This is a genomic window from Blautia sp. SC05B48 (assembly GCF_005848555.1).
GTDB lineage: Bacteria > Bacillota > Clostridia > Lachnospirales > Lachnospiraceae > Blautia_A.
Map to the genome: position 1 here is coordinate 925118 of NZ_CP040518.1, position 23211 is coordinate 948328.

22 protein-coding genes are annotated in these 23211 nt (G+C 45.1%); 6 read left to right on the top strand and 16 right to left on the bottom strand.

From position 1 onward, the window contains the following. Positions 1-27: 27 nt before the first annotated feature. The 7 genes from fabD to EYS05_RS04240 all read right to left on the bottom strand — a co-directional run bounded on the left by fabD (position 28) and on the right by EYS05_RS04240 (position 4895). Positions 28-948: an ACP S-malonyltransferase gene (fabD, locus tag EYS05_RS04210; RefSeq protein ID WP_138276670.1), complete on the bottom strand. Its 921-nt coding sequence runs from the start codon at positions 946-948 to the stop codon at positions 28-30. 3 nt (positions 949-951) lie between these two features. Continuing rightward, positions 952-1896: an enoyl-[acyl-carrier-protein] reductase FabK gene (fabK, locus tag EYS05_RS04215; RefSeq protein ID WP_138276671.1), complete on the bottom strand. Its 945-nt coding sequence runs from the start codon at positions 1894-1896 to the stop codon at positions 952-954. Between the two features lie 87 nt (positions 1897-1983). Then, positions 1984-2949 (bottom strand): beta-ketoacyl-ACP synthase III, encoded by a 966-nt coding sequence (locus EYS05_RS04220; protein WP_138276672.1) that lies wholly within the window; start codon positions 2947-2949, stop codon positions 1984-1986. 276 nt (positions 2950-3225) lie between these two features. Next, the gene (locus tag EYS05_RS04225; protein WP_022427174.1) at positions 3226-3498 is read right to left on the bottom strand and encodes a DUF1294 domain-containing protein; all 273 of its coding nucleotides are present in this window, start codon (positions 3496-3498) and stop codon (positions 3226-3228) included. A 56-nt stretch (positions 3499-3554) separates the two neighbouring features. After that, positions 3555-4121, bottom strand: a complete 567-nt coding sequence (locus EYS05_RS04230; RefSeq protein WP_110102720.1) for a class I SAM-dependent methyltransferase — start codon at positions 4119-4121, stop codon at positions 3555-3557. Positions 4122-4144: 23 nt separating this feature from the next. Then, positions 4145-4276, bottom strand: a complete 132-nt coding sequence (locus EYS05_RS04235; protein ID WP_330575553.1) for a hypothetical protein — start codon at positions 4274-4276, stop codon at positions 4145-4147. Further along, a complete protein-coding gene (locus EYS05_RS04240) occupies positions 4257-4895 on the bottom strand; it encodes a Crp/Fnr family transcriptional regulator (RefSeq protein ID WP_110102719.1) in 639 nt (212 codons plus the stop codon). Before EYS05_RS04240 ends, EYS05_RS04235 begins: the two co-directional genes overlap by 20 nt. Before the next feature lie 290 nt (positions 4896-5185). On the opposite strand from EYS05_RS04240, the gene EYS05_RS04245 reads away from it, so the two are divergent. Continuing rightward, a complete protein-coding gene (locus tag EYS05_RS04245; RefSeq protein WP_118607873.1) occupies positions 5186-6979 on the top strand; it encodes a flavin reductase in 1794 nt (597 codons plus the stop codon). A gap of 133 nt (positions 6980-7112) precedes the next feature. On the opposite strand, the gene EYS05_RS04250 is transcribed toward EYS05_RS04245, so the two are convergent. Continuing rightward, complete coding sequence (locus tag EYS05_RS04250) at positions 7113-8243, bottom strand: glycerate kinase family protein (protein WP_138276673.1); 1131 nt, start codon at positions 8241-8243, stop codon at positions 7113-7115. A 311-nt stretch (positions 8244-8554) separates the two neighbouring features. On the opposite strand from EYS05_RS04250, the gene EYS05_RS04255 reads away from it, so the two are divergent. Then, positions 8555-9790, top strand: coding sequence for a CdaR family transcriptional regulator (locus EYS05_RS04255; RefSeq protein WP_138276674.1), 1236 nt, complete (start codon positions 8555-8557; stop codon positions 9788-9790). Between the two features lie 13 nt (positions 9791-9803). On the opposite strand, the gene EYS05_RS04260 is transcribed toward EYS05_RS04255, so the two are convergent. Continuing rightward, complete coding sequence (locus tag EYS05_RS04260; protein ID WP_118607875.1) at positions 9804-10076, bottom strand: acylphosphatase; 273 nt, start codon at positions 10074-10076, stop codon at positions 9804-9806. Between the two features lie 249 nt (positions 10077-10325). Between EYS05_RS04260 and EYS05_RS04265 the strand changes: the two genes are divergently transcribed. After that, positions 10326-10844 carry a nitroreductase family protein gene (locus tag EYS05_RS04265; protein ID WP_118514133.1) on the top strand — a complete coding sequence of 173 codons (519 nt, stop codon included), beginning with the start codon at positions 10326-10328 and terminating at the stop codon, positions 10842-10844. Positions 10845-11028: 184 nt separating this feature from the next. Here EYS05_RS04265 and EYS05_RS04270 read toward each other — a convergent pair whose 3' ends face one another. Then, on the bottom strand, positions 11029-11940 hold the full coding sequence (locus EYS05_RS04270) for a LysR family transcriptional regulator (RefSeq protein ID WP_118514135.1): 912 nt from the start codon (positions 11938-11940) through the stop codon (positions 11029-11031). Positions 11941-12017: 77 nt separating this feature from the next. Further along, positions 12018-12971 (bottom strand): SH3 domain-containing protein, encoded by a 954-nt coding sequence (locus EYS05_RS04275; protein WP_243101143.1) that lies wholly within the window; start codon positions 12969-12971, stop codon positions 12018-12020. Between the two features lie 365 nt (positions 12972-13336). Here EYS05_RS04275 and EYS05_RS04280 point away from each other — a divergent pair, with 365 nt between their 5' ends. Further along, positions 13337-14416 (top strand): DnaJ C-terminal domain-containing protein, encoded by a 1080-nt coding sequence (locus tag EYS05_RS04280; protein ID WP_138276675.1) that lies wholly within the window; start codon positions 13337-13339, stop codon positions 14414-14416. A gap of 91 nt (positions 14417-14507) precedes the next feature. Here the strand turns inward: EYS05_RS04280 and EYS05_RS04285 are convergent, their stop codons facing one another. The 3 genes from EYS05_RS04285 to EYS05_RS04295 form a co-directional block, all read right to left on the bottom strand. Further along, complete coding sequence (locus EYS05_RS04285) at positions 14508-15599, bottom strand: PTS transporter subunit IIC (RefSeq protein WP_015525523.1); 1092 nt, start codon at positions 15597-15599, stop codon at positions 14508-14510. A 49-nt stretch (positions 15600-15648) separates the two neighbouring features. Beyond that, positions 15649-16773 carry an aldo/keto reductase gene (locus EYS05_RS04290; protein WP_138276676.1) on the bottom strand — a complete coding sequence of 375 codons (1125 nt, stop codon included), beginning with the start codon at positions 16771-16773 and terminating at the stop codon, positions 15649-15651. 268 nt (positions 16774-17041) lie between these two features. Beyond that, the gene (locus tag EYS05_RS04295) at positions 17042-17677 is read right to left on the bottom strand and encodes a YczE/YyaS/YitT family protein (RefSeq protein ID WP_138276677.1); all 636 of its coding nucleotides are present in this window, start codon (positions 17675-17677) and stop codon (positions 17042-17044) included. A gap of 144 nt (positions 17678-17821) precedes the next feature. Here EYS05_RS04295 and EYS05_RS04300 point away from each other — a divergent pair, with 144 nt between their 5' ends. Next, the gene (locus tag EYS05_RS04300) at positions 17822-18667 is read left to right on the top strand and encodes an AraC family transcriptional regulator (RefSeq protein ID WP_138276678.1); all 846 of its coding nucleotides are present in this window, start codon (positions 17822-17824) and stop codon (positions 18665-18667) included. Positions 18668-18682: 15 nt separating this feature from the next. Here EYS05_RS04300 and EYS05_RS04305 read toward each other — a convergent pair whose 3' ends face one another. Both EYS05_RS04305 and EYS05_RS04310 read right to left on the bottom strand, forming a co-directional pair. After that, positions 18683-20314: a glycoside hydrolase family 36 protein gene (locus EYS05_RS04305; protein WP_243119214.1), complete on the bottom strand. Its 1632-nt coding sequence runs from the start codon at positions 20312-20314 to the stop codon at positions 18683-18685. A 520-nt stretch (positions 20315-20834) separates the two neighbouring features. Beyond that, positions 20835-22157 carry an IS30 family transposase gene (locus tag EYS05_RS04310; protein WP_138276438.1) on the bottom strand — a complete coding sequence of 441 codons (1323 nt, stop codon included), beginning with the start codon at positions 22155-22157 and terminating at the stop codon, positions 20835-20837. A 401-nt stretch (positions 22158-22558) separates the two neighbouring features. Here EYS05_RS04310 and EYS05_RS04315 point away from each other — a divergent pair, with 401 nt between their 5' ends. Next, a complete protein-coding gene (locus EYS05_RS04315) occupies positions 22559-23011 on the top strand; it encodes an Hsp20/alpha crystallin family protein (protein ID WP_015525518.1) in 453 nt (150 codons plus the stop codon). The last annotated feature ends 200 nt before the right edge of the window (positions 23012-23211 follow it).

Sequence of the window (23211 nt, forward strand, 5' to 3'; positions counted from 1 at the left end):
TGATTCTTTATCTGTTTTTTCCAATATTTATACCAGTTCCCGGCAGACCTTCTCTGCATCTTCTACGGTCTGGATGTTATATACTTTTACATTTCTGTCGATCTTTCTCATAAATCCGGCAAGGGTTCTTCCCGGTCCGATCTCAATAAATGTATCTACTCCCTGACGGATCATATTTTCCACACTCTGCTGCCAGCGCACGGAAGAAGAAATCTGTTTTTCCAGAAGTGCTTTTGTTTCCGCCGGATCTTCCACATACTCTGCGGTCACGTTTGTCACATACGGGATTTTAAGTTCATGAAGTGTGACACCCTCCAGAACCTTTCCCAGTTCTTTTCCTGCAGTGGCAAGCATTGCGGAGTGGAACGGTCCGCTGACATTTAACGGGATCACTCTTCTTCCTCCGGCTGCCTTCAACTTTTCAGAGGCTTCCTCAACTGCTTCCGCAAGGCCTGTGATCACGATCTGGCCGGGACAGTTGTAGTTTGCAATGCTTACATCTGCAATGTCTGCAAGCACTTCCTCGATCTTCTCTGTCTCCATTCCCATAACTGCTGCCATGCTTCCCTTACCTGCCGGAACTGCCTGCTCCATAAGGATTCCCCTTTTTCTCACGGTAGTAACAGCATCCTTCAGCTCCATGCCGCCGGCAACTTCAATAGCACAGTACTCGCCAAGGCTTAATCCTGCAGTTACATCCGGATGAAGTCCCATCTCCTCTACCACTTTCTCCATGGCAAGACAGGTAGTGACCAGTGCAGCCTGTGTATATTCAGTCAGGTCAAGCCTGTCATTTTCTTCAAAGCAAAGTGCTTTCATATCCAGATCCAGCCACTCACCGGCAGAGTCGAAAACATCCTTTGCTGTATCGTATTTCTCATAAAAATCTTTTCCCATTCCGGCCTTCTGTGCACCCTGGCCCGGAAAGATGAATGCTGTTTTTCCCATTTATTATTCCTCCACAAGAAAACTGTTTTTCTTTACAGCCTCTTTTGTCTCTCTGATCAGTCTTTCTATCAGTTCCTTACAGGTCGGTACATCCTTTACCATGCCTGCGATCTGTCCGGACATAACGCTTCCGGTTTTTACGTCGCCATCAACAACAGCCTTCCTGAGACCACCAAGTGTCAGCATTTCCAGTTCCTCAAAGGATGCGCCTGCTGCTTCTTTCTCCAGATATTCCTTTGTCATAGGGTTTCTTAAGGTACGGACCGGATGGCCTGTGGTACGGCCGGTTACTCTTGTGTCGATATCTCGGGCTTTCAGAAGGAACTGTTTGTAATTCTCATGTACGTGACATTCCTCTGTTGCCACAAATCGGGTTCCCATCTGTACGGCTTCTGCACCCAGCATAAAGGCTGCCGCGATCCCACGACCGTCTGCAATTCCACCTGCTGCAATTACCGGGATCTTTACTGCATCCACGACCTGCGGTACCAGCGCCATAGTGGTTGTCTCACCGATATGTCCGCCGGACTCGGTTCCCTCTGCTACCACTGCATCTGCGCCACAGCGCTCCATTCTTCTTGCAAGAGCTACAGATGCAACAACCGGGATCACCTTTACTCCGGCAGCTTTCCATGCTTCCATGTATTTTTCCGGGCTTCCGGCACCGGTTGTTACTACCTTGATTCCTTCTTCTACTACGATCTTCGCAACCTCATCGGCACTTGGACTCATCAGCATGATGTTTACACCAAAAGTCTTATCTGTCAGTTTTTTCGCCTCACGGATCTGCTCACGCACCCACTCTGCCGGTGCGTTTGCCGCTGCGATCAGTCCCAGGCCGCCTGCCTCGGATACTGCTGCCGCAATGTGATGATCTGCCACCCAGGCCATACCGCCCTGGATGATGGGATATTCAATACCAAGTAATTCTGTAACTCTTGTTTTCATCTTTTACCTCCGGAAAATTAAATCAAGCGGATAAAAGCATCCGCATTCACTACGTAGCCTTATTTTAACAATTCATTAACAGGGGCTTTAATACTCGATCAGGCTTGCTCCGTACGTCAGTCCGCCGCCGAAGCCTGCAAGGACCAGTCTGTCACCCCGCTGTAGTTTTCCGCTTTTTTTCATCTCATCCAGGAGGATAAGAAGACTTGCGGAAGAAGTATTGCCGTATCTGTCCATATTCATAGGAAACTTGGAAATGTCTTCGCCCAGCCTCCTTGCTGCGGAACGGATGATCCGCTCATTTGCCTGATGGAGAAGATAATAACTGATATCTTCACAGGAAACCTTCTCTCGGGAAAGAAGCTCCTTCACAGCCTCCGGTACCTTGCTCACGGCAAAGCTGAACACTTCCTTTCCGTTCATCTGTATGTAGGTTTCCTTTGCCTTCGGATCATTTTCATAGCGGATCTGATTTCTGCTCTGTAAGGTAAGTGCACCGCCTTTTTTTCCGATGGAATGGGTTACCTGTGCATAGCTTCCACCCTCTTCTGCTCTCAGTACGACTGCTCCTGCACCATCCCCGAAAAGAATGCAGGTGCCGCGATCTTTCCAGTCCGTTAAACCGGACAGCTTTTCCGCACCAATCACAAGGACATTCCTGTATATTCCCTGGGCCAGATATGCCTGCGCTGTGTTCAGTGCCAGAAGAGATCCTGTGCAGGCGCCGTTCAGATCAAAGCAGGTAGCATTTTCCGCTCCGAGCCGCTCCTGCACCCCACATGCCACACAGGGCATGATCTCTGTTGGAGAAATGGTTGCCACAAGGATCAGATCGATATCTTCTGCCTTCATTTCTGCGTCTTCCAGAGCTCTTAATGCTGCCCCCGCTGCCATCGTCACAGTATCTTCGTCCTCTTTTGCAATATGTCTCTGTACCACACCGGTTCTTTCCCGGATCCACTGATCACTGGTTTCCACCATCTTTGCCAGATCGTTGTTATCCCACACTCTGTCCGGTGCCCAGGAACCGGTTCCGCATATTTTACCTGTCATATTTTTCTCCATGATATCTGTCTTAAATCAGTCTGTATAAATCTGTACTGCTGTTCTCTGAATTATCTTTTATCTTAAAATATTTTGATTATCAAATTATATCATCATAAAAGTATTTGTCAAGAAGGAATTTTTGAGCATCCTTTTATGAAAAAAATAACAGCTGCCCAGGCGTAGAGTATTGGTCTCTCCTCTGTCCTGTGACAGCTGTCTTGTTTTTTTCAGACAAGTATTGTATTTATGGTTATTGCATTTATAGTTATTGCCTTCATAATTTTACTTCATCGCCCACTGTACTAGGCACACCACACCAATCTGCACCAGCAGTATCACCGGTACACCAATTGCAAATCTGGCTTTTCGGGTTTTGTGGTGAAAAAATCTCATGCCAAGGATCGCCCCGACGCTGCCACCGATGACAGCACTTAAGATCAGGGTCTTCTCCGGGATCCGCCATTTATTACGACGTGCTTTCTGCTTGTCAACCCCGAAAAGCACAAAGGCCAGGATATTGACTGCAAGCAGATAATAATATATGTAATCATTCATGATAGCTCCCTCCAGGATCTGTGTCCTGTATTTCGGACAGTAACCGATTTATGTCTTCATTGCAGTTTGATGATCAGCACCGGTATGGGCGGATCATTGGGCCGGTTTGCATATTCCGACAGGATCACCAGATATTTATGAGGATCCAGCTGACGGATAAACACAAGCATCTCATCCCGTTCCTGATATCCCGTATCCCCGCCACTGTAAATGCAAAGTGTCATAAGTCCGCCTTTTTTCAGAAGCTTAAGTCCGCTTTCCACCGCTCTTTTGCTGCTGTCTGCTCTGGTTGCCACCGAATGGTCTCCGCCGGGAAGATATCCCAGATTAAAGGTGATGCAGGACACTGTTTCTGCTTCTGCATAAACATCCATATTCTCATGGGATTCCAGAAGAAGCTGATAATTTTCCGGACAGTTATCTCTTTTCAGGCGCTCCTCCGTATGTTCCAGTGCCTGCTTCTGAATGTCAAAAGCCAGAACCCGTCCCCTTTTTCCTGCAAGCTGGCTTAACAGAGCCGTGTCATTGCCATTTCCCATTGTTGCATCGATACAAATGTCTCCCGGCATGACCTGCTGCCGTATAAAATGCTGCGTGTATGCAGTGATCTGAAGATTTTTCATTTAAAAATCCTTTCAAAATTCTCTTACAGTTCATGATAATACGGACAGATATCCTCATAATGTCCGTCCTTCATATGGAACCCTTTCGAGATCACGCCAAGCTGGATAAATCCAAGTTTCTCATGATGATCTTCTTTATTTAAGCAGCTCCACATTCCGTCCGTCTCTTCGGATCACACCCTCATCCGAGAGATTTTTGATCTCCCGCATCATGGCACTCCGGTCCACACTTAAATACTGGGCCAGTGCAGTATAGGACATGGGCAGCTTGAATTTCCCGGCATTTTTTTCCGCAGCCAGAGAATGCAGATAGGCTATCAGCTTCTTCCTGGTGGAGGATCGTGAAAGCATGTATATCCGATCTGTCTGCTGTCCGGAACGAAGGGCCGTCATCTGCAGCAGATTACTGACCATCTGGCTGTGATGATGACAGGCATTTTCACAGCGCTTGATCACATGCTCATAATCAATAAACAGCACTTTCGTCACGGTAGTGGCACATACATAATAATGCTGGGAATCTGACGAAAGCAGAAACGGTTCGCCAAATACACTGTCCTTATTCAATTCATCGATGACATACTCATTTCCATCCTCGTCACAGCAGTAGAGAACTGCTCTTCCCTCCTGGATCAGACCGATCTTTTTCATGGAGCTGGAATATTCCATTATGGTTTCTCCATTCTGAAAAACTTTCTCCCGGACTTTGAAGCAGACACGCATCCTTTCCTGTTCTTCGGGCAAAATATCCGTAAATAAAGTGATATGCTCCATAAATTTTCCTCCCACCGGCAAAATAATCTTCCGCATATCTGTACTTTTCTCTCTGCATCCAGGACTATGTAAGAGGACTCTCAAAGCAGATATCCGTATTTTATTTTGCTGCATGTTTCTGATTTTATACCAGCACGAAAAAAATGTAAAGTCTGGAATTTTTTTCTGTTTTGTTGTATTTGCAACAGTTTTTGTTGTCGATTTCTGTTATATTTTTATCAAAGTTAAGAAACAAACAAAACCTGAAGCATATAAATAAATCCACCATAGAAAGAAAAGAGGAATCGCTCATGAAAATCACAGATACCATCAAATATGTAGGCGTTAATGATCATCAGGTTGACCTTTTTGAAGGCCAGTACAAAGTGCCGAACGGCATGTCCTACAACTCCTATGTGATCCTGGACGAAAAAATTGCGGTTATGGATACGGTAGATGCAAATTTTACTCACGAATGGCTTGATAATATCCAGAAAGTTCTGGGTGACCGGAAACCGGATTATCTGATCGTACAGCATATGGAACCGGATCATGCAGCCAACATCGCAAACTTCCTGAAGGCTTATCCGGACACCATCGTTGTTTCCAACAAAAAAGCCTTCGCCATGATGCAGAATTTCTTTGACCTGGATCTGGAAGGTCATCAGATCATCGTAGATAACGGCGGAACCCTTTCCCTTGGAAAACACAATCTGACTTTTGTATTTGCACCGATGGTTCACTGGCCGGAAGTTATGGTCACTTATGACAGCACAGAAAAGGTTCTTTTTTCCGCAGACGGCTTCGGAAAATTCGGTGCCCTGGATGCAGATGAACCATGGGACGATGAGGCAAGAAGATACTATATCGGCATCGTTGGAAAATATGGTGTGCAGGTGCAGAATCTTCTGAAAGTAGCCGCAACTCTGGATATCCAGACCATCTGCCCGCTCCACGGACCGGTTCTTACTGAAGATCTTGGACATTATATCAGTCTCTATGATACCTGGTCTTCCTATACACCGGAGGATGACGGAATCGTGATCGCCTACACTTCCGTTTACGGCCACACAAGAACAGCAGTCGCACAGCTTGCCGATAAATTCCGTGCCAAAGGATGTCCGCGTGTTCTGATCTATGACCTTGCAAGAGATGATATGTCCCAGGCACTGAGCGATGCTTTCCGTTACTCCAAGCTGGTTCTCGCAACCACCACATATAATGCAGGTATCTATCCGTTTATGAACGACTTTATTACCCGTCTGGCAGAGCACAACTTCCAGAACCGCACTGTAGGACTGATTGAAAACGGAAGCTGGGCACCGCTGGCAGCGAAGGTCATGAAAGAAATGCTTTCCAAATGCAAAAAGATCAACTGGCTGAATACCACAGTTAAGATCATGTCTGCAGTAAACGAAGAAAACCGCAGACAGATGGAAGCTATGGCTGATGAGCTCTGCCAGGAATACATTGCAAAAAGCGATGATCTTGCCAACAAAAATGATATGACCGCTCTGTTCCGCATCGGTTACGGCCTCTATGTGGTAACCTCCAACGATGGCAAAAAGGACAACGGTCTGATCGTCAATACCGTTACACAGCTTACCGACAACCCATATCGCGTGGCTGTCAACATCAACAAGGCAAACTACTCTCACCACGTGATTCAGCAGACCGGTATCATGAACGTAAACTGCCTGTCCACAGATGCTCCGTTCTCTGTTTTTGAGCAGTTCGGCTTCCAGTCCGGCAGAAGCACCGATAAATTTGCCGGCCAGAAAGTAAACCACTCCGACAACGGCCTGGTATTCCTGGACAAATATATCAATGCTTTCATGTCCCTGAAGGTAGAAAACTATGTGGATCTCGGCACTCACGGAATGTTCATCTGCAGCGTCACAGAGGCCCGCGTCATGAGCGATCAGGATACCATGACTTACACCTACTACCAGAAACATGTAAAGCCAAAGCCACAGACCGAGGGCAAAAAAGGCTGGGTATGTAAAGTCTGCGGATACATCTATGAAGGCGATGAACTTCCTGAAGATATCATCTGCCCGCTGTGCAAGCATGGCGCTGTGGATTTTGAGCCGATCGAAGGATAAGGCAAAAATCTGGATCAGCTGATCTTATCCGGTTACAACTCCCTTGTTTTTACAAATTATAAACCTTATAAACTGCAAAAGACAGGTCTTTGAATGGCCTGTCTTTTTGCGGTATCGTTCTCTTCAATATCTTTTATTTCATCAGTCTGATAACCTGCTCTGCAGTATCTGCCAGATTCTGCTTTGCATTCTCATTTTTCATGGCCTCCTCCAGAGTTACCACTCCACGGAGGATCGGGAAAAAGGCATCGATTCCTGCATCGTTGCAGGCTCTTGCGTCACGCTGTACGGCACCTGCAAAGGCGATCACTTTTTTTCCATATTTCTTTGCAAGCTTTGCAACACCTACCGGCGCTTTTCCCATGGCTGTCTGTCCATCCATGCGTCCCTCACCTGTGATCACAAAATCCGCGTCTTTGATGTAGTCCTCAAGTTTTGTCTCATCCAGCACGATATTGATCCCGGATTCCAGAACTGCATCGGTAAAGGTCAGGAATGCAAATCCCATTCCGCCGGCGGCACCTGTTCCCGGATACTTTGGATCTGCTTTCGGAAAACGCTCCTTTGCAAGCTCTGCGTAGGCACCCAGCCACTGATCCATGTCCTGGATCATCTCCGGTGTAGCACCCTTCTGCGGTCCGTAGATGGCACTGCATCCAAGCTCTCCGCAAAGAGGATTTGTGACATCGCAGGCAACACGGAATTTACATTCTGCAAGCTCCGGGATCACATAGGCATCTGTGATCTCTGTGATGTCTTTCAAGCCTCTTGCTCCCGGAAGGACCTGCTTTCCGTCTTTGTCCAGAAATGCATAGCCAAGTGCCTGAAGCATTCCCACACCACCGTCATTGGTGGCGCTTCCGCCGATACCCACAATAAATCTGCGGCAGCCTTTTTCGATGGCGTCCCTGATCACCTCACCGACACCGTAGGTTGTGGTATAAAGAGGATTTCTTTTTTCGTCCGGTACCTGCGTGATCCCTGCTGCACCGGCCATTTCGATCACTGCAGTCTTTGTGCTTTCGATGATGCCATACTCACAGATCACCGGCTCGCCAAGAGGCCCTGTAACCTTTACATACTCTGTTTTTCCGTTCATTCCTGCAACAAGGGCTTCCACGGTCCCCTCTCCACCGTCTGCCAGTGGTCTTACCTGAACTTCTGCGTCCGCATCCACACGATGGATACCTTCAGCGGCTGCAAAGCCTGCCTCCATGGATGTCATACTGCCCTTAAAAGAATCGATCGCTGTTACTACCTTCATTTTATTTTCCTCCTGTATGATTTTTATGTAAACCTGATATCCGTACTCTCCGTTCCATTCAAGCTTGCTTCTGTTTTTAATCATAATAAAATTAAGCATGGATGTATATATTATGTATACTATATTTTTTCTTTATTTTTTATATTTTTTGTTATAAATAACATACTCAAATTGAATTCATAAACCATATATGATATACTGACCAAAAGAAAGCACCCTGTAGATCCTGTATTCTCATTTCGTTTACCTGCATAAATATAAAATCAGACCTTCCGTAATATAAATACTATCAGTCTTTCCAGGAGGATTCCATGATCACACACATCAGCCACACTCTTGCCCAGCAGATCGTCAACACGATCAAGGACGTCTGCAGTTACGATATCAATTTTATCAACCCGTCCGGCACCATTATCGCCAGTACAAACTCTGCCAGGATCGGAACCTATCATGAGATCGGACGGAAAGCTGCTGTAACCGGTACTACCATCGAGGTGGCTGAATCTGACAATTTTACAGGAACACGCCAGGGTATCAACATGCCTCTTTACCATGAAGACTGTCTTCTGGCTGTGATTGGCATCACCGGTTCCCCGGAAAAGGTACGCAAGTATGCCTTTCTGGCACAACGTATCACCAGCCTTCTGATCCGTGAGCAGGAGCTTGGCCAGTACAGCCGGCACCAAGCGGACAAAAAGCAGTTTGTCATCAGCTCTCTTCTCCATGGGGAGACCCAGAATCCGGAATATCTTCTGAAATGCCTGAGAGAATTTCAGATCGATCCGGACACGCCCAAACGGCTGATATTGATCCATACGTATCCGGCTGCTTCCGGCAGAAATCCTTCCGTAAAGATTGCCCGCAGGATTCCGGAATCCTCAGAAAGTTCTGCTTCCCTGACAGATCCCGAAAATACAACTCTTTCTCCGGAATCCTCTCCACAGCCAGAAACTCCTGACTCAGACTCTGGCATCGGATCTGTTCTTTCGGAACATCAGATCCAAATTTTTTTCAAAACCGCCGGGATCACCCTGCACACCTTCCGCTATCCCGGAGATTATCTTGCTGTTGCAGACAATTCCAATTTTTCTGCTCTTTCCGCAGTGCTTCGTAATTTTGCCCAAAAGCATGCAGACACTCTGGCCATTGCAGTTGGAAAACCTGTACCTCTGTATCAGCTTGGACTTTCCCTGAATACTGCGGAAACTACCCTGAGGAGCCTTCACCAGCCCCTTACTGACAATATCTATACAGAAAATTATGCAGTTTTTGATGATCTCACTCTGGAAATCATTCTCTCTTCTGTGTCTCGGAAAGACCGCGAAGAATTTTTCGTAAAAACTATTTATCAGCTTTCCCCGGATGAAAAGGACCTTCTGCGAACTTATTTTTCCCTGGAAATGTCTCTGGCTGATACCGCAGAGAAGCTTTTTCTCCACAAAAATACTCTTCAATATAAATTAAACCACATTTATAAAAAATGTGGTCTCAATCCCCGGAAATTCCAGGACGCTGTTCTGTTGTATCTGGCACTGGAGCTGGAATGAACCAGCCATTTCACTATCCTTTCACATGAAATCCAAACTCCTCCTCCAGTGGAATCTCCCTCGCTTCAATCCCCTCGATCTCCACAAAGCTCTGCTGAGAAAGGCGCTCTACCATCTCCCGGATTTCTTCTCTGGTTCCCTGTAATTCCATTTCCACACGATCATCCCAGAGATTCCGTACCCAGCCGGTCAGTCCCATGGACTGTGCAATATAATAAGAGCGGTAACGAAAGCCTACTCCCTGTACTCTTCCTGAAAAATAAAAATGTTTCCGAATCTTTTCCATCTGGCACCTCATATTTTCTGTCTTAACTATTCTGTCTCTGTATCTCCACCCGAAAGTCTCCCGCATCCGCCGCAGGAATATCATAACCAGATTATATAATATTTCTTTATAAATTGTAAAGTTATATCCTTCTGCCTATTGGAAACTATAATCATCTACGTTATAATAATTTTTATCAGAATAAAAAGAAATTTACTTTCTTTTTCAGAAAATATTTTCAACAAAATTTAACATCAGGAGGTAATGATCATGAATGAAAGCATCAAAAACCTGTTAGAACGCAGAAGCATCCGCGCCTACAAAAAAGAACTTGTTCCGAAAGAAACTCTGGATACGATCCTGGAAGCAGGAAAATATTCCCCCAGCGGCATGGGACAGCAGAGCACTCTTATGGTAGTGACACAGGATCCGGAGCTGGTTGCAAGGCTTTCCAAAATGAACGCAGCTGTTATGGGCAGCACCTCAGATCCGTTCTACGGCGCCCCAACTGTGATCATTGTCTTTTCCGACAGCAAAATGGGCACCTGTGTGGAAAACGGAAGTCTTGTGATGGGAAATCTCATGAATGCCGCACATGCTCTCGGCGTGGACTCCTGCTGGATTCACCGTGCAAGAGAAGTTTTTGACTCCGAGGAGGGAAAAGAGCTGAAGAAGCAGTGGGGTGTTCCAGAGGAATATATCGGCGTGGGCCACTGTGTTCTTGGATACCGTGACTGTGAGTATCCAACAGCCAAACCGCGTAAGGATGGTTTTGTAATCCGCGTGTGATCGTCTTGCAAATAAGATTTCCACTGCCAAAAACTTTTAATGTAAATAAAAAATCTGACAGATTCCTGCATGATACGCATTGCTACGTATCTGAGAATACACAGGGAAACAGCTCTCCGGTATCATAAATACCAGAAGCTTTTCCCTTCTTCTCCGGCAGTGATCTGTCAGATTTTATTTTCTCTTATTTCAGTGCTTTATCCTTATATCTGGAAATCTCCTCCAGATATTTTTTTCCAAGGGCACTGATGTTAACACCCTTTCTGGCAATATAACCGATTGTCATGATCTCATCGGAATCCAGCTTCACAGCACAGTAATCGGAACCATTAAGATCCTCACAGATAATACCGGAGCATAAGGTGTATCCATTCAGTCCTACCATCAGGTTCAGCATAGTAGCCCTGTCATCGGCTTTGATCAGCCGTTTGTATTCATAGGTGCTCAAAACCTCCTCCGCAAAATAAAAGGAGTTATTTTCTCCCTGTTCAAAAGACAGACACGGATATTCCTTCAGTTCTTCCAGCGTGATCTTCTCACGCTTCGCCAGAGGATGCCCCTTCCACATGTAAACGTAGATCCGACAATTAAGAAGTTCGTGAAACTCCAGACCATACTCGTGAAACATTTTTGCAAGTACATTATGGTTAAACTCATTTACGTAGAGGATTCCGATCTCACTCTTGAAATTACGGACATCTTCGATGACCTGATGCGTCTTGGTTTCGTGGACCGCAAATTCATACTCATCCATACCAAACTGCTTTACCAGCTCCACGAAGGCATTGACTGCAAAGGTATAATGCTGCATGGAAACACTGAATTTTTTGCGTGACTGTTCCTTGGAAATATATTTGGCTTCCATCAGTTCGTACTGTTCCACCACCTGCCTTGCATACCCCAGAAATTCTTCGCCTGCAGGCGTTACGGCGATTCCGCGGTTCGTTCTTCGGAATATCTCAACACCGGTTTCTGCTTCCAGCTCCCGGATTGCCGTGGAAAGACTGGGCTGAGAAATATAAAGGCTTTTTGCTGCCTCGTTCATAGATCCGGCTTTTGCAATTGCTATGGTATATCTGAGCTGTGCCAGAGTCATCTTTCTGCCTCCCCGTTTCTTGTTCCGGCTCTCTGTTCCTCTTCAGACAGATCCGGCAACAAGCATCCTTTATCTTTTTATTTAAGGTAGTTCTTATCTACATATCCTTCTTTTCCAAGCTTCGGAACATATACATACCAGTAAGTACTGTCTTTCTTCTCAATGACTTCCACCGTATCTCCGTTATTCAGCTGGGCGATCTCATTGTCCTTGTCATACGCCTTTGCACTGCGCAGAGCCAGATATCCGCTTTCCACTTTAACAGTCATGGATGGAGTTGTCGTACCTGAGCCTCCGGTAAGATAGTTCCTGTCAACATAACCTGTCTTATCCAGCTGCGGAACATATACATACCAGTACTGATCGTTGCTGGTGTCCTTCACCTGAACCGTGTCACCGGTATTCAGCTGTCCGATCTCATTGCTTTCATTATAGGCTGCCTTGTTGCGAAGGGCAAGATAACCCGTTTCTACTTTAACTGTCCACAGACCACTGTTGTAGATATACCGGTTATCCACATATCCGGATTTATCAAGCCCCGGAGCATATACGTACCAGTAAGTAGAATCACTGCTGTCCTTTACAAGAACGGTATCTCCGGTATTCAGGCGTCCGATCTCGTTACTGTCATTGTAAGCTGCGGTACTTCGAAGAGCCAGATAGCCTTTTTTTACCTTTACTGTCCAGGAATCGTTGGAAGCTGTGGCGTTCTCTGCTATCTGGATATAGTTTTTGTCCAGATATCCGGACTTATCCAGTCTTGGCACGTATGCATACCAGTAGGTAGCGTCCTTCCGATTTGTAACTTCCACAAGATCTCCTGTATTCAGCTGTCCGATCTCATTGCCTTTGTCAAAAGCCTTCTCACTTCGAAGAGCCAGGTATCCATCTGTGACTTTGACTTTAAAAGTGGTTCCTGCTGCTGCCTTTGCCTCCCGGATCGTCGCCGGAAAAGCTGCTGCCAGTATAAATGTCAGAAGTACCAGCTTTTTTACTGCCTTTATATTAGACAGAAGAGTTCTTTTTCTCATATTATACGCCTCCTTTTCTTTTTTGGACCTTTCTCTGATCTGCTGCTCTCTCTGTTTTTTATTTACTGAGCAGACCGCACCGGAATTTATGGTAGTATTATATCATATTTTCAGCTGATAGCTGTAAGAATCATATCTCTTATCGTAGTCCAAAATATTCTTTTCTGTAATGCAGGTATTGACACTTTTAATTAGTAGTGTTATATTACATGTAGAACAGGATAAAAGTAATGCCCCCGGGATTTTTCCCGGGGAATTTTATACACATACGTTCAATATATGACCGTCCGGGAGATCTGTCCCCCGAGAGGACAGATCGATCATCCGGGACGCTGCAGACTATAATATAAGGGAAGGTGAATACCATGGCAGTAAAAAAAGATTATTACGATGTTCTGGGCATTGACCGGAACGCAGATGAAAAAACAATAAAAAAAGCCTACCGTAAGCTGGCCAAAAAATATCATCCGGATACAAACGCAGGTAATGCAGATGCCGCAGATAAGTTTAAAGAAGTAAACGAAGCCTACGATGTCTTAAGTGATCCAAAGAAGAAAAAAATGTATGATCAGTTTGGTCATGCCGCGTTTGAGGCAGGAGCTGATCCTGGCGCCGGTGGATTCGGCGGATTCCAGGGTGGCGGCAATGGCAGCTATCAGGAATTTCATTTTAACGGTGAAAACATGGACGATATTTTTGGTGATATCTTCGGAAATATGTTCCACGGCAGTCACGGCGAAAGCCGCGGTTTCGGCGGTAATGGCACATATGAGCATTTCACCGGTAACGGTGGCGGCTTTCACAGTGGATTTGGCGGAAGTGGCTTTCACAGCGGCAACGGCTTCGGCGGATTCCATCAGCAGGATTTTCCGCAAAAAGGCTCTGATGTGAAGGCCAGCATCAACGTTACCTTTGATGAGGCGGCTTTTGGTGCTGATAAAAGAATTTCTCTGTCCGGTCCGGACGGAAGCTCCGGTGCACCGCAGACACTTCAGATTCATATTCCGGCAGGTATTGATACCGGCAAGAGTATCCGTCTGAAAGGAAAAGGCATGCCCGGAACCGGCGGCGGCGAGCCTGGTGACCTTCTTCTGAAGGTTACCGTAGGAACACGTCCTGGCTATGAACGAAAAGGATCGGATGTTTATACCACCATTTCTATTCCTTACACAACCGCTGTTTTCGGCGGTGAAACCACCGTTCCCACCCTTTACGGAAATGTTATCTGTAAGATCAGGGAAGGTATGCAGTCCGGTTCCAAGATCCGCCTGAGAGGAAAAGGCATTGTTTCCATGAAGAACCCTTCCGTCCGCGGTGATCAGTATGTAACCATTCAGATTCAGGTTCCTCAGAATCTGAATTATTCCGCAAAGGAGAAACTCCATGAATATGCAAAGGCCTGTGGACTGGAACGGAGTAATGCCACTGGATCACATGTAGCATAAAAGTTAAAATAAAAGAGTATCACAAAGCTCATCACTATCAATGAGTTCCTGTGATACTCTTTTTTGATTTTAAAGTAAGACCTGATATAGCTTATGACAACGTCATATCTCCATCTTTCACCCATCCGAGCTTACGTACAAACATATTGATCAACGGGCAGAGAACTGCCGGGAGAATAAAAGAGATCAGGAAAAGTCCTGCCCAGTCCATAGCTGTAACAGCTGTCTTGGTTCCTTCTGCAATATCATTCATCCATCCTGTATACACACCGATCTGACCTACAAAACCACAGGTACCCATTCCTGAGGATACAGCAGTTCCGTTCATCTGAAGCCTGAACAAGCAGGTTGCAATAGGTCCTGTGATAGCAGATGTTACGATCGGAGCGATCCAGATCCTTGGATTTCTGACAATATTACCCATTTGGAGCATGGAAGTTCCAATTCCCTGAGAGACAAGACCGCCCCATTTGTTTTCCCTGAAGGACATGACCGCAAAACCTACCATCTGCGCACAGCAACCCGCTACTGCAGCGCCGCCTGCCAGTCCGGTAAGTCCCAGAGCTGCGCAGATCGCAGCAGAAGAGATCGGCAGCGTCAGTGCGATTCCAACAAATACAGAAACCAGGATTCCCATAAAGAATGGCTGCAGATCTGTTGCCCACATGATCACGCTTCCTACTTTCATAGCAGCTTTTCCAAGGGCAGGTGCCCACCATGCGGAAAGACCTACGCCCACACCGATGGTTACAAGAGGCGTTACAAGGATATCGATCTTCGTTTCCTTTGAAACTGCTTTACCGATCTCAGCTGCAACAATGGCAACAAACAGCACAGCCAGAGGACCACCTGCTCCGCCAAGTGCGTTGGAGGCAAATCCAACGGTGATCAGCGAAAACAATACCAGCGGCGGGCAATGCAAGGCGTAACCGATGGCTACTGCCATGGCAGGGCCGCTCATGGCAGATGCCAGAGAACCTACTGTGTACTGGGTATCATTGACTGTGGCAACTGCCATAGTCAGAAACGGAATGTGAAACTGTGTGCCAATGGTATTGATGATCGTGCCGATCAGCAGGGAACAGAAAAGTCCCTGTGCCATGGCTCCCAGTGCATCGATACCATATCTCTTCAGAGATATCTCAATATCCTTCCGTTTCAGAAATGCTTTGAATTTTTCCATTTTTAAACTCTCTCCTTACCCTGATCCGCTTCCTGCCGGATCAGTTCCTTTATTTGCAAAAGGTCTCGCTTACTTTCTCAAGTTCCTCGCGGATGGAAATATGCTGAGGACATACTTCCTCACACTGTCCGCATTTTACACATTCATCTGCACGCTTTCTGCCATGACTGACTACCAGCCAGTCTTCCTGATGCGCTGCGGCGGCTTTATTTCCGTACAATGTCAGATAATTCATTGCTGTAAAAGAACCGGAAATTCCGATTTCCATCGGACAGACCTTTGCACAGTAGTTACAGGTTGTGCATGGGATCAGAGGAATTTTGCTCATAGCCTCTCTTGCCTTATCAAGAGTCTCCTTCTCACTGTCAGTAAGGCCGTTGAAATCTTTCATAAAGGAAAGGTTATCCTCCATCTGTGCAACATTGCTCATTCCGGAAAGTACGGTGATCACGCCTTCCAGATTTGCCGCAAAACGGATCGCCCAGGATGCTGTAGATGCTTCCGGCTCTGCTTCCTTCAGAAGCTTTTCCACTGCTTCCGGTGGGGTTGCAAGCATGCCGCCTTTTACAGGTTCCATGATAATGACCGGTTTTCCATGTTTTCTGGCTACCTCGTAGCAGGCTCTTGACTGGATCGCCGGATTTTCCCAGTCTGCGTAATTGATCTGCAGCTGTACAAATTCCATTTCCGGATGTGCAGTGAGAAGTACATCCAGTTCCTCCGGTGTGGAATGGAACGAAAATCCTGCATGTCTGATCAGACCGGCTTCTTTCTGTTCACGGATCCAGTCCCATAAGCCGTACTCATCAAAATATTTTGTTCTGTGCTCTCCAAGATTGTGGAGAAGATAAAAGTCGAAATATCCTGCCTTTGTTCTCTCCAGAGATGTTTTAAACTGTGCAAGAGCTTCATCTCTTGTCTTGCAGTTGATCCAGGCTGCCATCTTGGTGGCTAGCTGATATTTTTCTCTCGGATAACGCTCTACCAGTGCTTCGCGGATAGCATCTTCGCTTCCTGCATAAGCCCATGCTGTATCAAAATATGTAAATCCGGCTTCCATAAATTTGTCCACCATGACTTTGGTCTGCTCCACATCAATCACACCTTCTGATTTCTGCGGAAGTCTCATAAGGCCAAAACCAAGTTTTTTGATCTCTTCGCCTAAATATGCCATATTTTTTTCTCCCTTCTTATTCCATTCCGGAAAATTTCCCATATTACTATATCATCTGCTATCGTCTGGTAAACAATATTCCAGACATTGATATTTCCCGGACAGTTATATTTTACTACAGCAAAAAAACTGCGTTTCTCCTATTATAATAGTATTTTCTTCAGCAGTAAACCTTTTTCTTTTACAAGTGTCAAGACAGTGGCGCTCTTGTTGCTGTAAACAAAAAAGCAGCTGCCGCACTTTTCTAACACGACAACTGCCTTTTGTTTTACTGCTTCTGCATCTGTTTATTTTCTTTCCCATAAAGAAACGGCCTTGCCACCGTCCGGTTGAAAAACTCGATCAGCGGTCCCATAAAAAATGCAGTGACAAGGGTTCCCACTCCTACAACCGCACCCATAAAAAATCCCGCCGCAGTTGTGAGCACATCGGTCCCGATCCTGCACATCCGGAAAGGGATCCGGGTTCTTTTATCTAAGATCAGCGCATAGGCATCATAGGCAGAAACACCCATATCTGCAGTAAAATACAACGCTGACGCAAAACACATCATCACAACGGCAATGCACATCAGAAGAACTCTTACCCCAAAAGTTCTCTCCGGCAGATATTTGTCAAAAAGCTGCATTCCTTTTTCCACGATGATCCCCATAAAAAACAGATTCAGCACAGTTCCAAGTCCAATAAAATGCCGGTCCAGAAAAAACACTCCCAGCAGCATCAGTGCATTGATGGCAATATAAACATAACTGTATTTTATTCCTGCTAGATTCCACACACCCATGACAAAACAGGAATTGGGATCTGTCCCAAAATCCGATGCCTTAAAAATGGCCACACTAACCCCGGCCAGTAAAATCCCGGCAAAAGTCATAAAGATTCTTTTTACTGTTAATGAATTCATTTTTATTCTTTACACCTCTGAGCAAATATTTTACACTGATGGTATCGAACTTCAGGAATGCTGTCAAAGCAGAAAATGCTGATCTGCTTTCAGCCCCGAAATATGTAAAAGTTACATCATATTATGTGGAAAGGCATGATAATCATGGAAGATAAGCAGGTCATGAACCGGAAAACTTCATCAAAAGAACTTCATCTGATTTCCTGCGGCTGGGAAAAATGTACGCCGGATCAGTCCTACGGCCCAGGGGTGCGCCGCTATTATACCGTACATTTTGTTCTGAAAGGACAGGGCTATTTCTACATCAATAACCGGAAATATACCCTGAAAGCCGGACAGTGCTTCTTTATCCCGCCAGTTGTCAGCACGCTTTATAAAGCGGAGCCTTCTGATCCCTGGACCTATACCTGGATCTGTTTTAACGGTGAAAATGCTGCCGCACTTTCCGAACACTGTCATCTCACCCTGGAAAATCCGGTTCAGCAGCTTACTTCTGTAATTCCCTATGCGGAAACGATCTGTGAAATGATGACCCATCCCCAGCTGACACCTTCCAACGAAGCTTATATCCAGAGCAGTCTTTACCGAATCATCGCCATGCTGGAGGAAGAATTTCATGCTTCCTACACCACCATGGAAGCCAACGATAATTTTTACATTACCCAGGCTGTGGATTACATCAAAAAAAGTCCGTTTCTGGATATCACAGTGACAGATGTCGCAGACTACCTCCACATCAGCCGCAGCCACCTTTACGGACTTTTCAAAAAACATCTGGGTACTACTCCTCAGGCCTTTCTGACTTCAGCCAAGATCATCAATGCCAGGGAGCTTCTGACGATCACAGATATCCCCATTGCCAATATCGCAACTTCCTGCGGTTATCAGAATCCCTTTGCCTTCTCCCGTGCCTTCAAAAAAGAAACCGGCATGACGCCACGGGAATACCGGGAAAAATATCATCATGCCGAGGATCTTCTGGATTGCTGAACCACTTTTCCTGATTTACGGAACAACTACCTTGGCATTGTAGTATTCCACCGCAGCATCCATAGTCGGACCTTCGTTGTCAAACCAGTCATAAGTGATGGTTTCGCCGTTTTCTCCCCATACCTCCGGGCAGTCGATTTCTTCCCAGTCAAGTGGAACGAAATGTTCTTTCTGTTCTGATGCACGCAACATGATCTGATGCAACTCCTCAAATTCCTCCGGGTTCAAAACTCCGGGTTTTGCGGATACAAACAGTGGTGTACCGCTCTTTGCAAGAACGTCTGCCCACTGACGATTTTTCTCCCATGGGATCATTCCGAAAATACCGACACAGTCTGCATCAATATGGTAAAACGTATTGTGCTGCGGAAGACGGAATGCCAGCGTATTTACGCCCATTCGTCTGGTACGCTCCCAGATACGTCCGCTGGTATCGTCACCGGTCCGGTTCAGATGCATCAGGCCTGCGCCGAGATGTCCGATGGTATTGCAGCCGATGATCACTGCGTTATTGCTCCGGGAAGCATCATAAATCTCCTGATAAAGCATTTTTACGATTTCTGCGCTGGTTTTGGTCTGATCATAAAAGTGCCATTTCTCCATGGAATTGTCTCTTAAATTCGCCTCAAATCCCCATTTTCCAAAGAGATCAAAGGTGGAAAAATCATGCTTGATCAGCGTGTATCCCCAATCACAGATCCTCTCGATATCTTTATGGATATATGCCAGTGCATCCGGGTGGGACGGATCGAGACAGTCATTATAGGAAATTCTCCACTCATCCGGGATATTCTCATCTTCATTAAGAAGCAGACGGACCCAGATACCCGGGCGGACACCTTTTTTCTCCAGCTTGTCTGCAAGACCTTTCATATCCGGAAATCTGGCATTGCCTTTTGTCCATGGTCCACCGTTGTATTCATCCAGGCGATGATGCTCCTGCCAACAGTCATCAATGACCATGAACGGAGAATTTTTTACACCTTCAGTCAGTTTCAGGATATAATCGGTATCACTTAAGATCTCCTCTTCAGAGCTGTCACCGTAAGCATAGTACCAGTTATTGCTTCCATACACCGGAAACTCCGGGAAGATCGGATCTGTACACATTTTTTCACAGAATTTCTGTGCAGTTTCAAAAGTATCTGCGCCCTCTGCTTCCATGCAGACGATCTGTGCGGCACACAGCTTTCTTCCTTTCAGCTGTACTCCTGTATTTCCGCAGCGAACATCCAGAAACAAAGTAATTCCTTTGGTATCCACCTGCCAGCAGCACATAGCAGAGGGACGGACCTTTACGCCAAAGCAGAGAACCTTCTCAGAAAGCTTCGCCAGAAAATACCATGGCAGATAACGGTTTCCGCTCATTCCATGCCATTCCACATCACCATAGGTACGTTCCCAGGCATCTCCCAGAAATCTGGCTGATTTCGGGATCTTATAGTTCCATCTCAACTTCACGCATCTCACTGCATCCTCGGATGTGACAAGTATATCTTCATGTTCACCTGCGTCCTGGAATTCCACAGTAGTTGCACCGGCAGCTACTGTCGTCTGCCCTCCCTGGCACACAAGTCTCTCCTCTTCTGTTTCCACTGTTACATAATCCGGTACCCCAAGCTTAAAATCTGCATATTTTTTCTGCATTATTCTCTCCTCCTGTACTTTTTTATTTACATTTTGCTTTACCTGCATACTCATGAATACTGTCTTTCTATCGTCTGTTCAACTCAGAAGAATGTACGAAAAATTTTTTTAATACATTTTGTCTATATGCCTTATTATATTGATTTTTTTGTTTTTTTCTATGCTTTAAAGTTATTATAACATTGCAGAATGTTCAATCTGCATAAGCTTTTCAGTCCTTGTCCGATCCGTTTTTTAATATAAGAACGTAAGGGCGGAAGTTAGTTTTTCATTTTACGAACACAAATTCTGGTTGAATGAAAAAGTAACTTCCACCATGTGCTAGTACTGATAAGTAAAGGGATTTCTGCAGAATTAATTTCTACAAGATATAGATATTTACACAAAACAAAACTATAATATAAGGAGAAAACACCGTGTTTTTACGGGATTGGAACATCACGAAAGGACCGCTGGCTGTTCTTTGCAAGGGTAACTTCCACCGGTCTGGAGAATACGATGCCGGAAATGAATGTGATATTTAGTGCTTTAACAGCGTGGGTTTTAATATCACCTGATCCGCGGGTATATCTTTAAGATCGCAAAGTTCCAATAGTTTTCTGTCTATCAGTAACTGAGCCAGTTTAAATGGGGTACAGCCGTTTAAACTGGCTCTTGCCACGCTATTGATATGGTTAGCTATCAGAGTTACCTTGCTCTGGTTCAGTTGTGCGAAGCCGATACCTTTGGGAAGGATATAACGGATAAATTCATGGTTTTTTTCCAACTTGCCTTTCTGCCAGGACGACATAGGATCACAGTAGAAAACCCGGGATAAACGAGCTGTATCTCCAGGACGTTCAAATATTTCAGGGTCTTTAAAAGAGGAGCCATTGTCTGTGAGGATGACAGGAAATAACTTGTGGTATAGATCAGCTCCAAGCTGTTCATACAGCCAAAGGAAAACTTCCCTGATATTTTTACGGTTATCGGCTTCAAGCAAAAAAATGAGCATAAGGTTACAGTTACGGAATAACATAGTCAGAAGGACTTTCTCAGATTTTCCACCAGCTCCTTCCACAACATCTAACTCTACAACATTTGTGTCTGGATATTCTTCAAGATATTTTTCAAAATGATGGTATGTCCTGTTTTCCCGGTAGCCGGTGTTTTCAGGGGCTTTTCTGGTCTTGCGACGCTTTTTATAGCGTACTTTGCGGGGGAGGTCCAAATTGATAGCAGTAAAATATCCATGATCAATGTAGTTATACAATGTACGGATGGAACAATCGATAAGATGTTGATTGGAAGCGTAAATATGAGATAATGGCTGCCCTTTAAGGAGAAAAGGCGAAACCAGTTGATCCAATTGTTCCAGCGATTCAGGAGTCTGATTGATACCGGAACGGGAAGAAACCTTGATCTCATTATAAAGGTCATGGGCATAATGGGCACGGTAAAAATAGAAGTCATGGGAACAGGTCCGGATCTGTTTACAGTTATTACAGACGTAAGGTGGTTTTTTAAGTCTGTCACAAAGTATAGGAGTAAAATCACGGCAGTACACGGCGCAGCGTTTGGAACGGCATTTAAAGCATAATGACTGGCAGGAAAGGCTGCCACATACATTTCTTTTTTCACAGAAATGAAAGAACTGGCATTCTGAGCGTTTCTTCTGTAGGTCGTCCTGATAATGAGGAACATGTATGAGATGCCGCCGTATCTCCTTTGAGATGGTAGAGGAATCCTTGTTTAACCTCTGAGCGATCTGTGTAAAGTTTTCGCCAATCTGTATACCATGTTCGATAGCAGCACGGTCAGCGAGAGTAAGGTGTTTGTGATTCCCAATATTATTAGTAGCCATAAGTAAATCCTCCTTTGTAATAAAAATGGATCATTTCCGGTGATCGGAGGATATGGGCCAGTGTACCCTGGCATTTGTTATAGGATAGCTTATTGCAGGACTAAGTTCCACCCCTAATTTCAGCAAAAGAACATAAAGGGCTGAGAGTGGAAATTAGTTTTTCATTTTAGGGAACACAAATTCTTCACAGTTTTTTAGCACTCACCTCTTGACTTTGCTAGTAATAAGTGTTATATTACATATAGAACAAGGGAGGAGATAAAAAAAGAACTTCCTGATGTTCAGAGTAAAACCAAACGATCACCACTGCGGAATAACCCGAGGTGGTAACTATATACCGGCAACAGTTGGATTTCTTGATCCACCGGAACGGCTTTTCAATTTGAAAGGAGAAATGACTTATGATGTTCCCGAGTGTATTTGGAGAAAACTTATTTGATGACTGGATGGATGATTTTGGATTCAGAGATAATTTCTTTAGCGGAAAGAATCCTCTTTATGGCAAACATGCAAAAAATATCATGAAAACTGATGTACGTGAAACAGATAAAGGCTATGAGCTGGATGTAGATCTTCCAGGATTTAAGAAAGATGAAGTACAGGTACAGCTGAAGGATGGTTATCTTACCATCTCCGCTGCCAAGGGTCTTGACAAAGATGAGGAAGACAAGAAAGGCAATTATATCCGCCGTGAACGTTATGCTGGCAGCACAAGCAGGAGTTTCTATGTTGGTAATGGTGTAAAAAACGAAGATGTCCATGCAAAATTTGAGAACGGTGTTCTGAGACTTTCTATTCCGAAAAAAGCAGCTGAAGAGATCGAAGCTGATAAATATGTATCTATTGAAGGCTGACATTGACTCACTCTCACAGGAGGAGAATCCATAGAGATTCTCCTCCTCTTTTTTATACACAATAATACATATGGCACTCTCTTTCCAATTTACTGCATGCTCACAAGTACTTTTACTCTATAGTAATGATCCTATTGTCAAAGCTTTCATGATATTGGATATTTTTTAACAAATATACTTGATTTTTCGAATATTTTTTA

Bases quoted from the DNA above. Each gene is read 5' to 3' on its own strand.
- fabD (WP_138276670.1), bottom strand. From the start codon at position 948: ATGGGAAAAACAGCATTCATCTTTCCGGGCCAGGGTGCACAGAAGGCC.
- fabK (WP_138276671.1), bottom strand. From the start codon at position 1,896: ATGAAAACAAGAGTTACAGAATTACTTGGTATTGAATATCCCATCATC.
- EYS05_RS04220 (WP_138276672.1), bottom strand. From the start codon at position 2,949: ATGACAGGTAAAATATGCGGAACCGGTTCCTGGGCACCGGACAGAGTG.
- EYS05_RS04225 (WP_022427174.1), bottom strand. From the start codon at position 3,498: ATGAATGATTACATATATTATTATCTGCTTGCAGTCAATATCCTGGCC.
- EYS05_RS04230 (WP_110102720.1), bottom strand. From the start codon at position 4,121: ATGAAAAATCTTCAGATCACTGCATACACGCAGCATTTTATACGGCAG.
- EYS05_RS04235 (WP_330575553.1), bottom strand. From the start codon at position 4,276: ATGTGGAGCTGCTTAAATAAAGAAGATCATCATGAGAAACTTGGATTT.
- EYS05_RS04240 (WP_110102719.1), bottom strand. From the start codon at position 4,895: ATGGAGCATATCACTTTATTTACGGATATTTTGCCCGAAGAACAGGAA.
- EYS05_RS04245 (WP_118607873.1), top strand. From the start codon at position 5,186: ATGAAAATCACAGATACCATCAAATATGTAGGCGTTAATGATCATCAG.
- EYS05_RS04250 (WP_138276673.1), bottom strand. From the start codon at position 8,243: ATGAAGGTAGTAACAGCGATCGATTCTTTTAAGGGCAGTATGACATCC.
- EYS05_RS04255 (WP_138276674.1), top strand. From the start codon at position 8,555: ATGATCACACACATCAGCCACACTCTTGCCCAGCAGATCGTCAACACG.
- EYS05_RS04260 (WP_118607875.1), bottom strand. From the start codon at position 10,076: ATGGAAAAGATTCGGAAACATTTTTATTTTTCAGGAAGAGTACAGGGA.
- EYS05_RS04265 (WP_118514133.1), top strand. From the start codon at position 10,326: ATGAATGAAAGCATCAAAAACCTGTTAGAACGCAGAAGCATCCGCGCC.
- EYS05_RS04270 (WP_118514135.1), bottom strand. From the start codon at position 11,940: ATGACTCTGGCACAGCTCAGATATACCATAGCAATTGCAAAAGCCGGA.
- EYS05_RS04275 (WP_243101143.1), bottom strand. From the start codon at position 12,971: ATGAGAAAAAGAACTCTTCTGTCTAATATAAAGGCAGTAAAAAAGCTG.
- EYS05_RS04280 (WP_138276675.1), top strand. From the start codon at position 13,337: ATGGCAGTAAAAAAAGATTATTACGATGTTCTGGGCATTGACCGGAAC.
- EYS05_RS04285 (WP_015525523.1), bottom strand. From the start codon at position 15,599: ATGGAAAAATTCAAAGCATTTCTGAAACGGAAGGATATTGAGATATCT.
- EYS05_RS04290 (WP_138276676.1), bottom strand. From the start codon at position 16,773: ATGGCATATTTAGGCGAAGAGATCAAAAAACTTGGTTTTGGCCTTATG.
- EYS05_RS04295 (WP_138276677.1), bottom strand. From the start codon at position 17,677: ATGAATTCATTAACAGTAAAAAGAATCTTTATGACTTTTGCCGGGATT.
- EYS05_RS04300 (WP_138276678.1), top strand. From the start codon at position 17,822: ATGGAAGATAAGCAGGTCATGAACCGGAAAACTTCATCAAAAGAACTT.
- EYS05_RS04305 (WP_243119214.1), bottom strand. From the start codon at position 20,314: ATGCAGAAAAAATATGCAGATTTTAAGCTTGGGGTACCGGATTATGTA.
- EYS05_RS04310 (WP_138276438.1), bottom strand. From the start codon at position 22,157: ATGGCTACTAATAATATTGGGAATCACAAACACCTTACTCTCGCTGAC.
- EYS05_RS04315 (WP_015525518.1), top strand. From the start codon at position 22,559: ATGATGTTCCCGAGTGTATTTGGAGAAAACTTATTTGATGACTGGATG.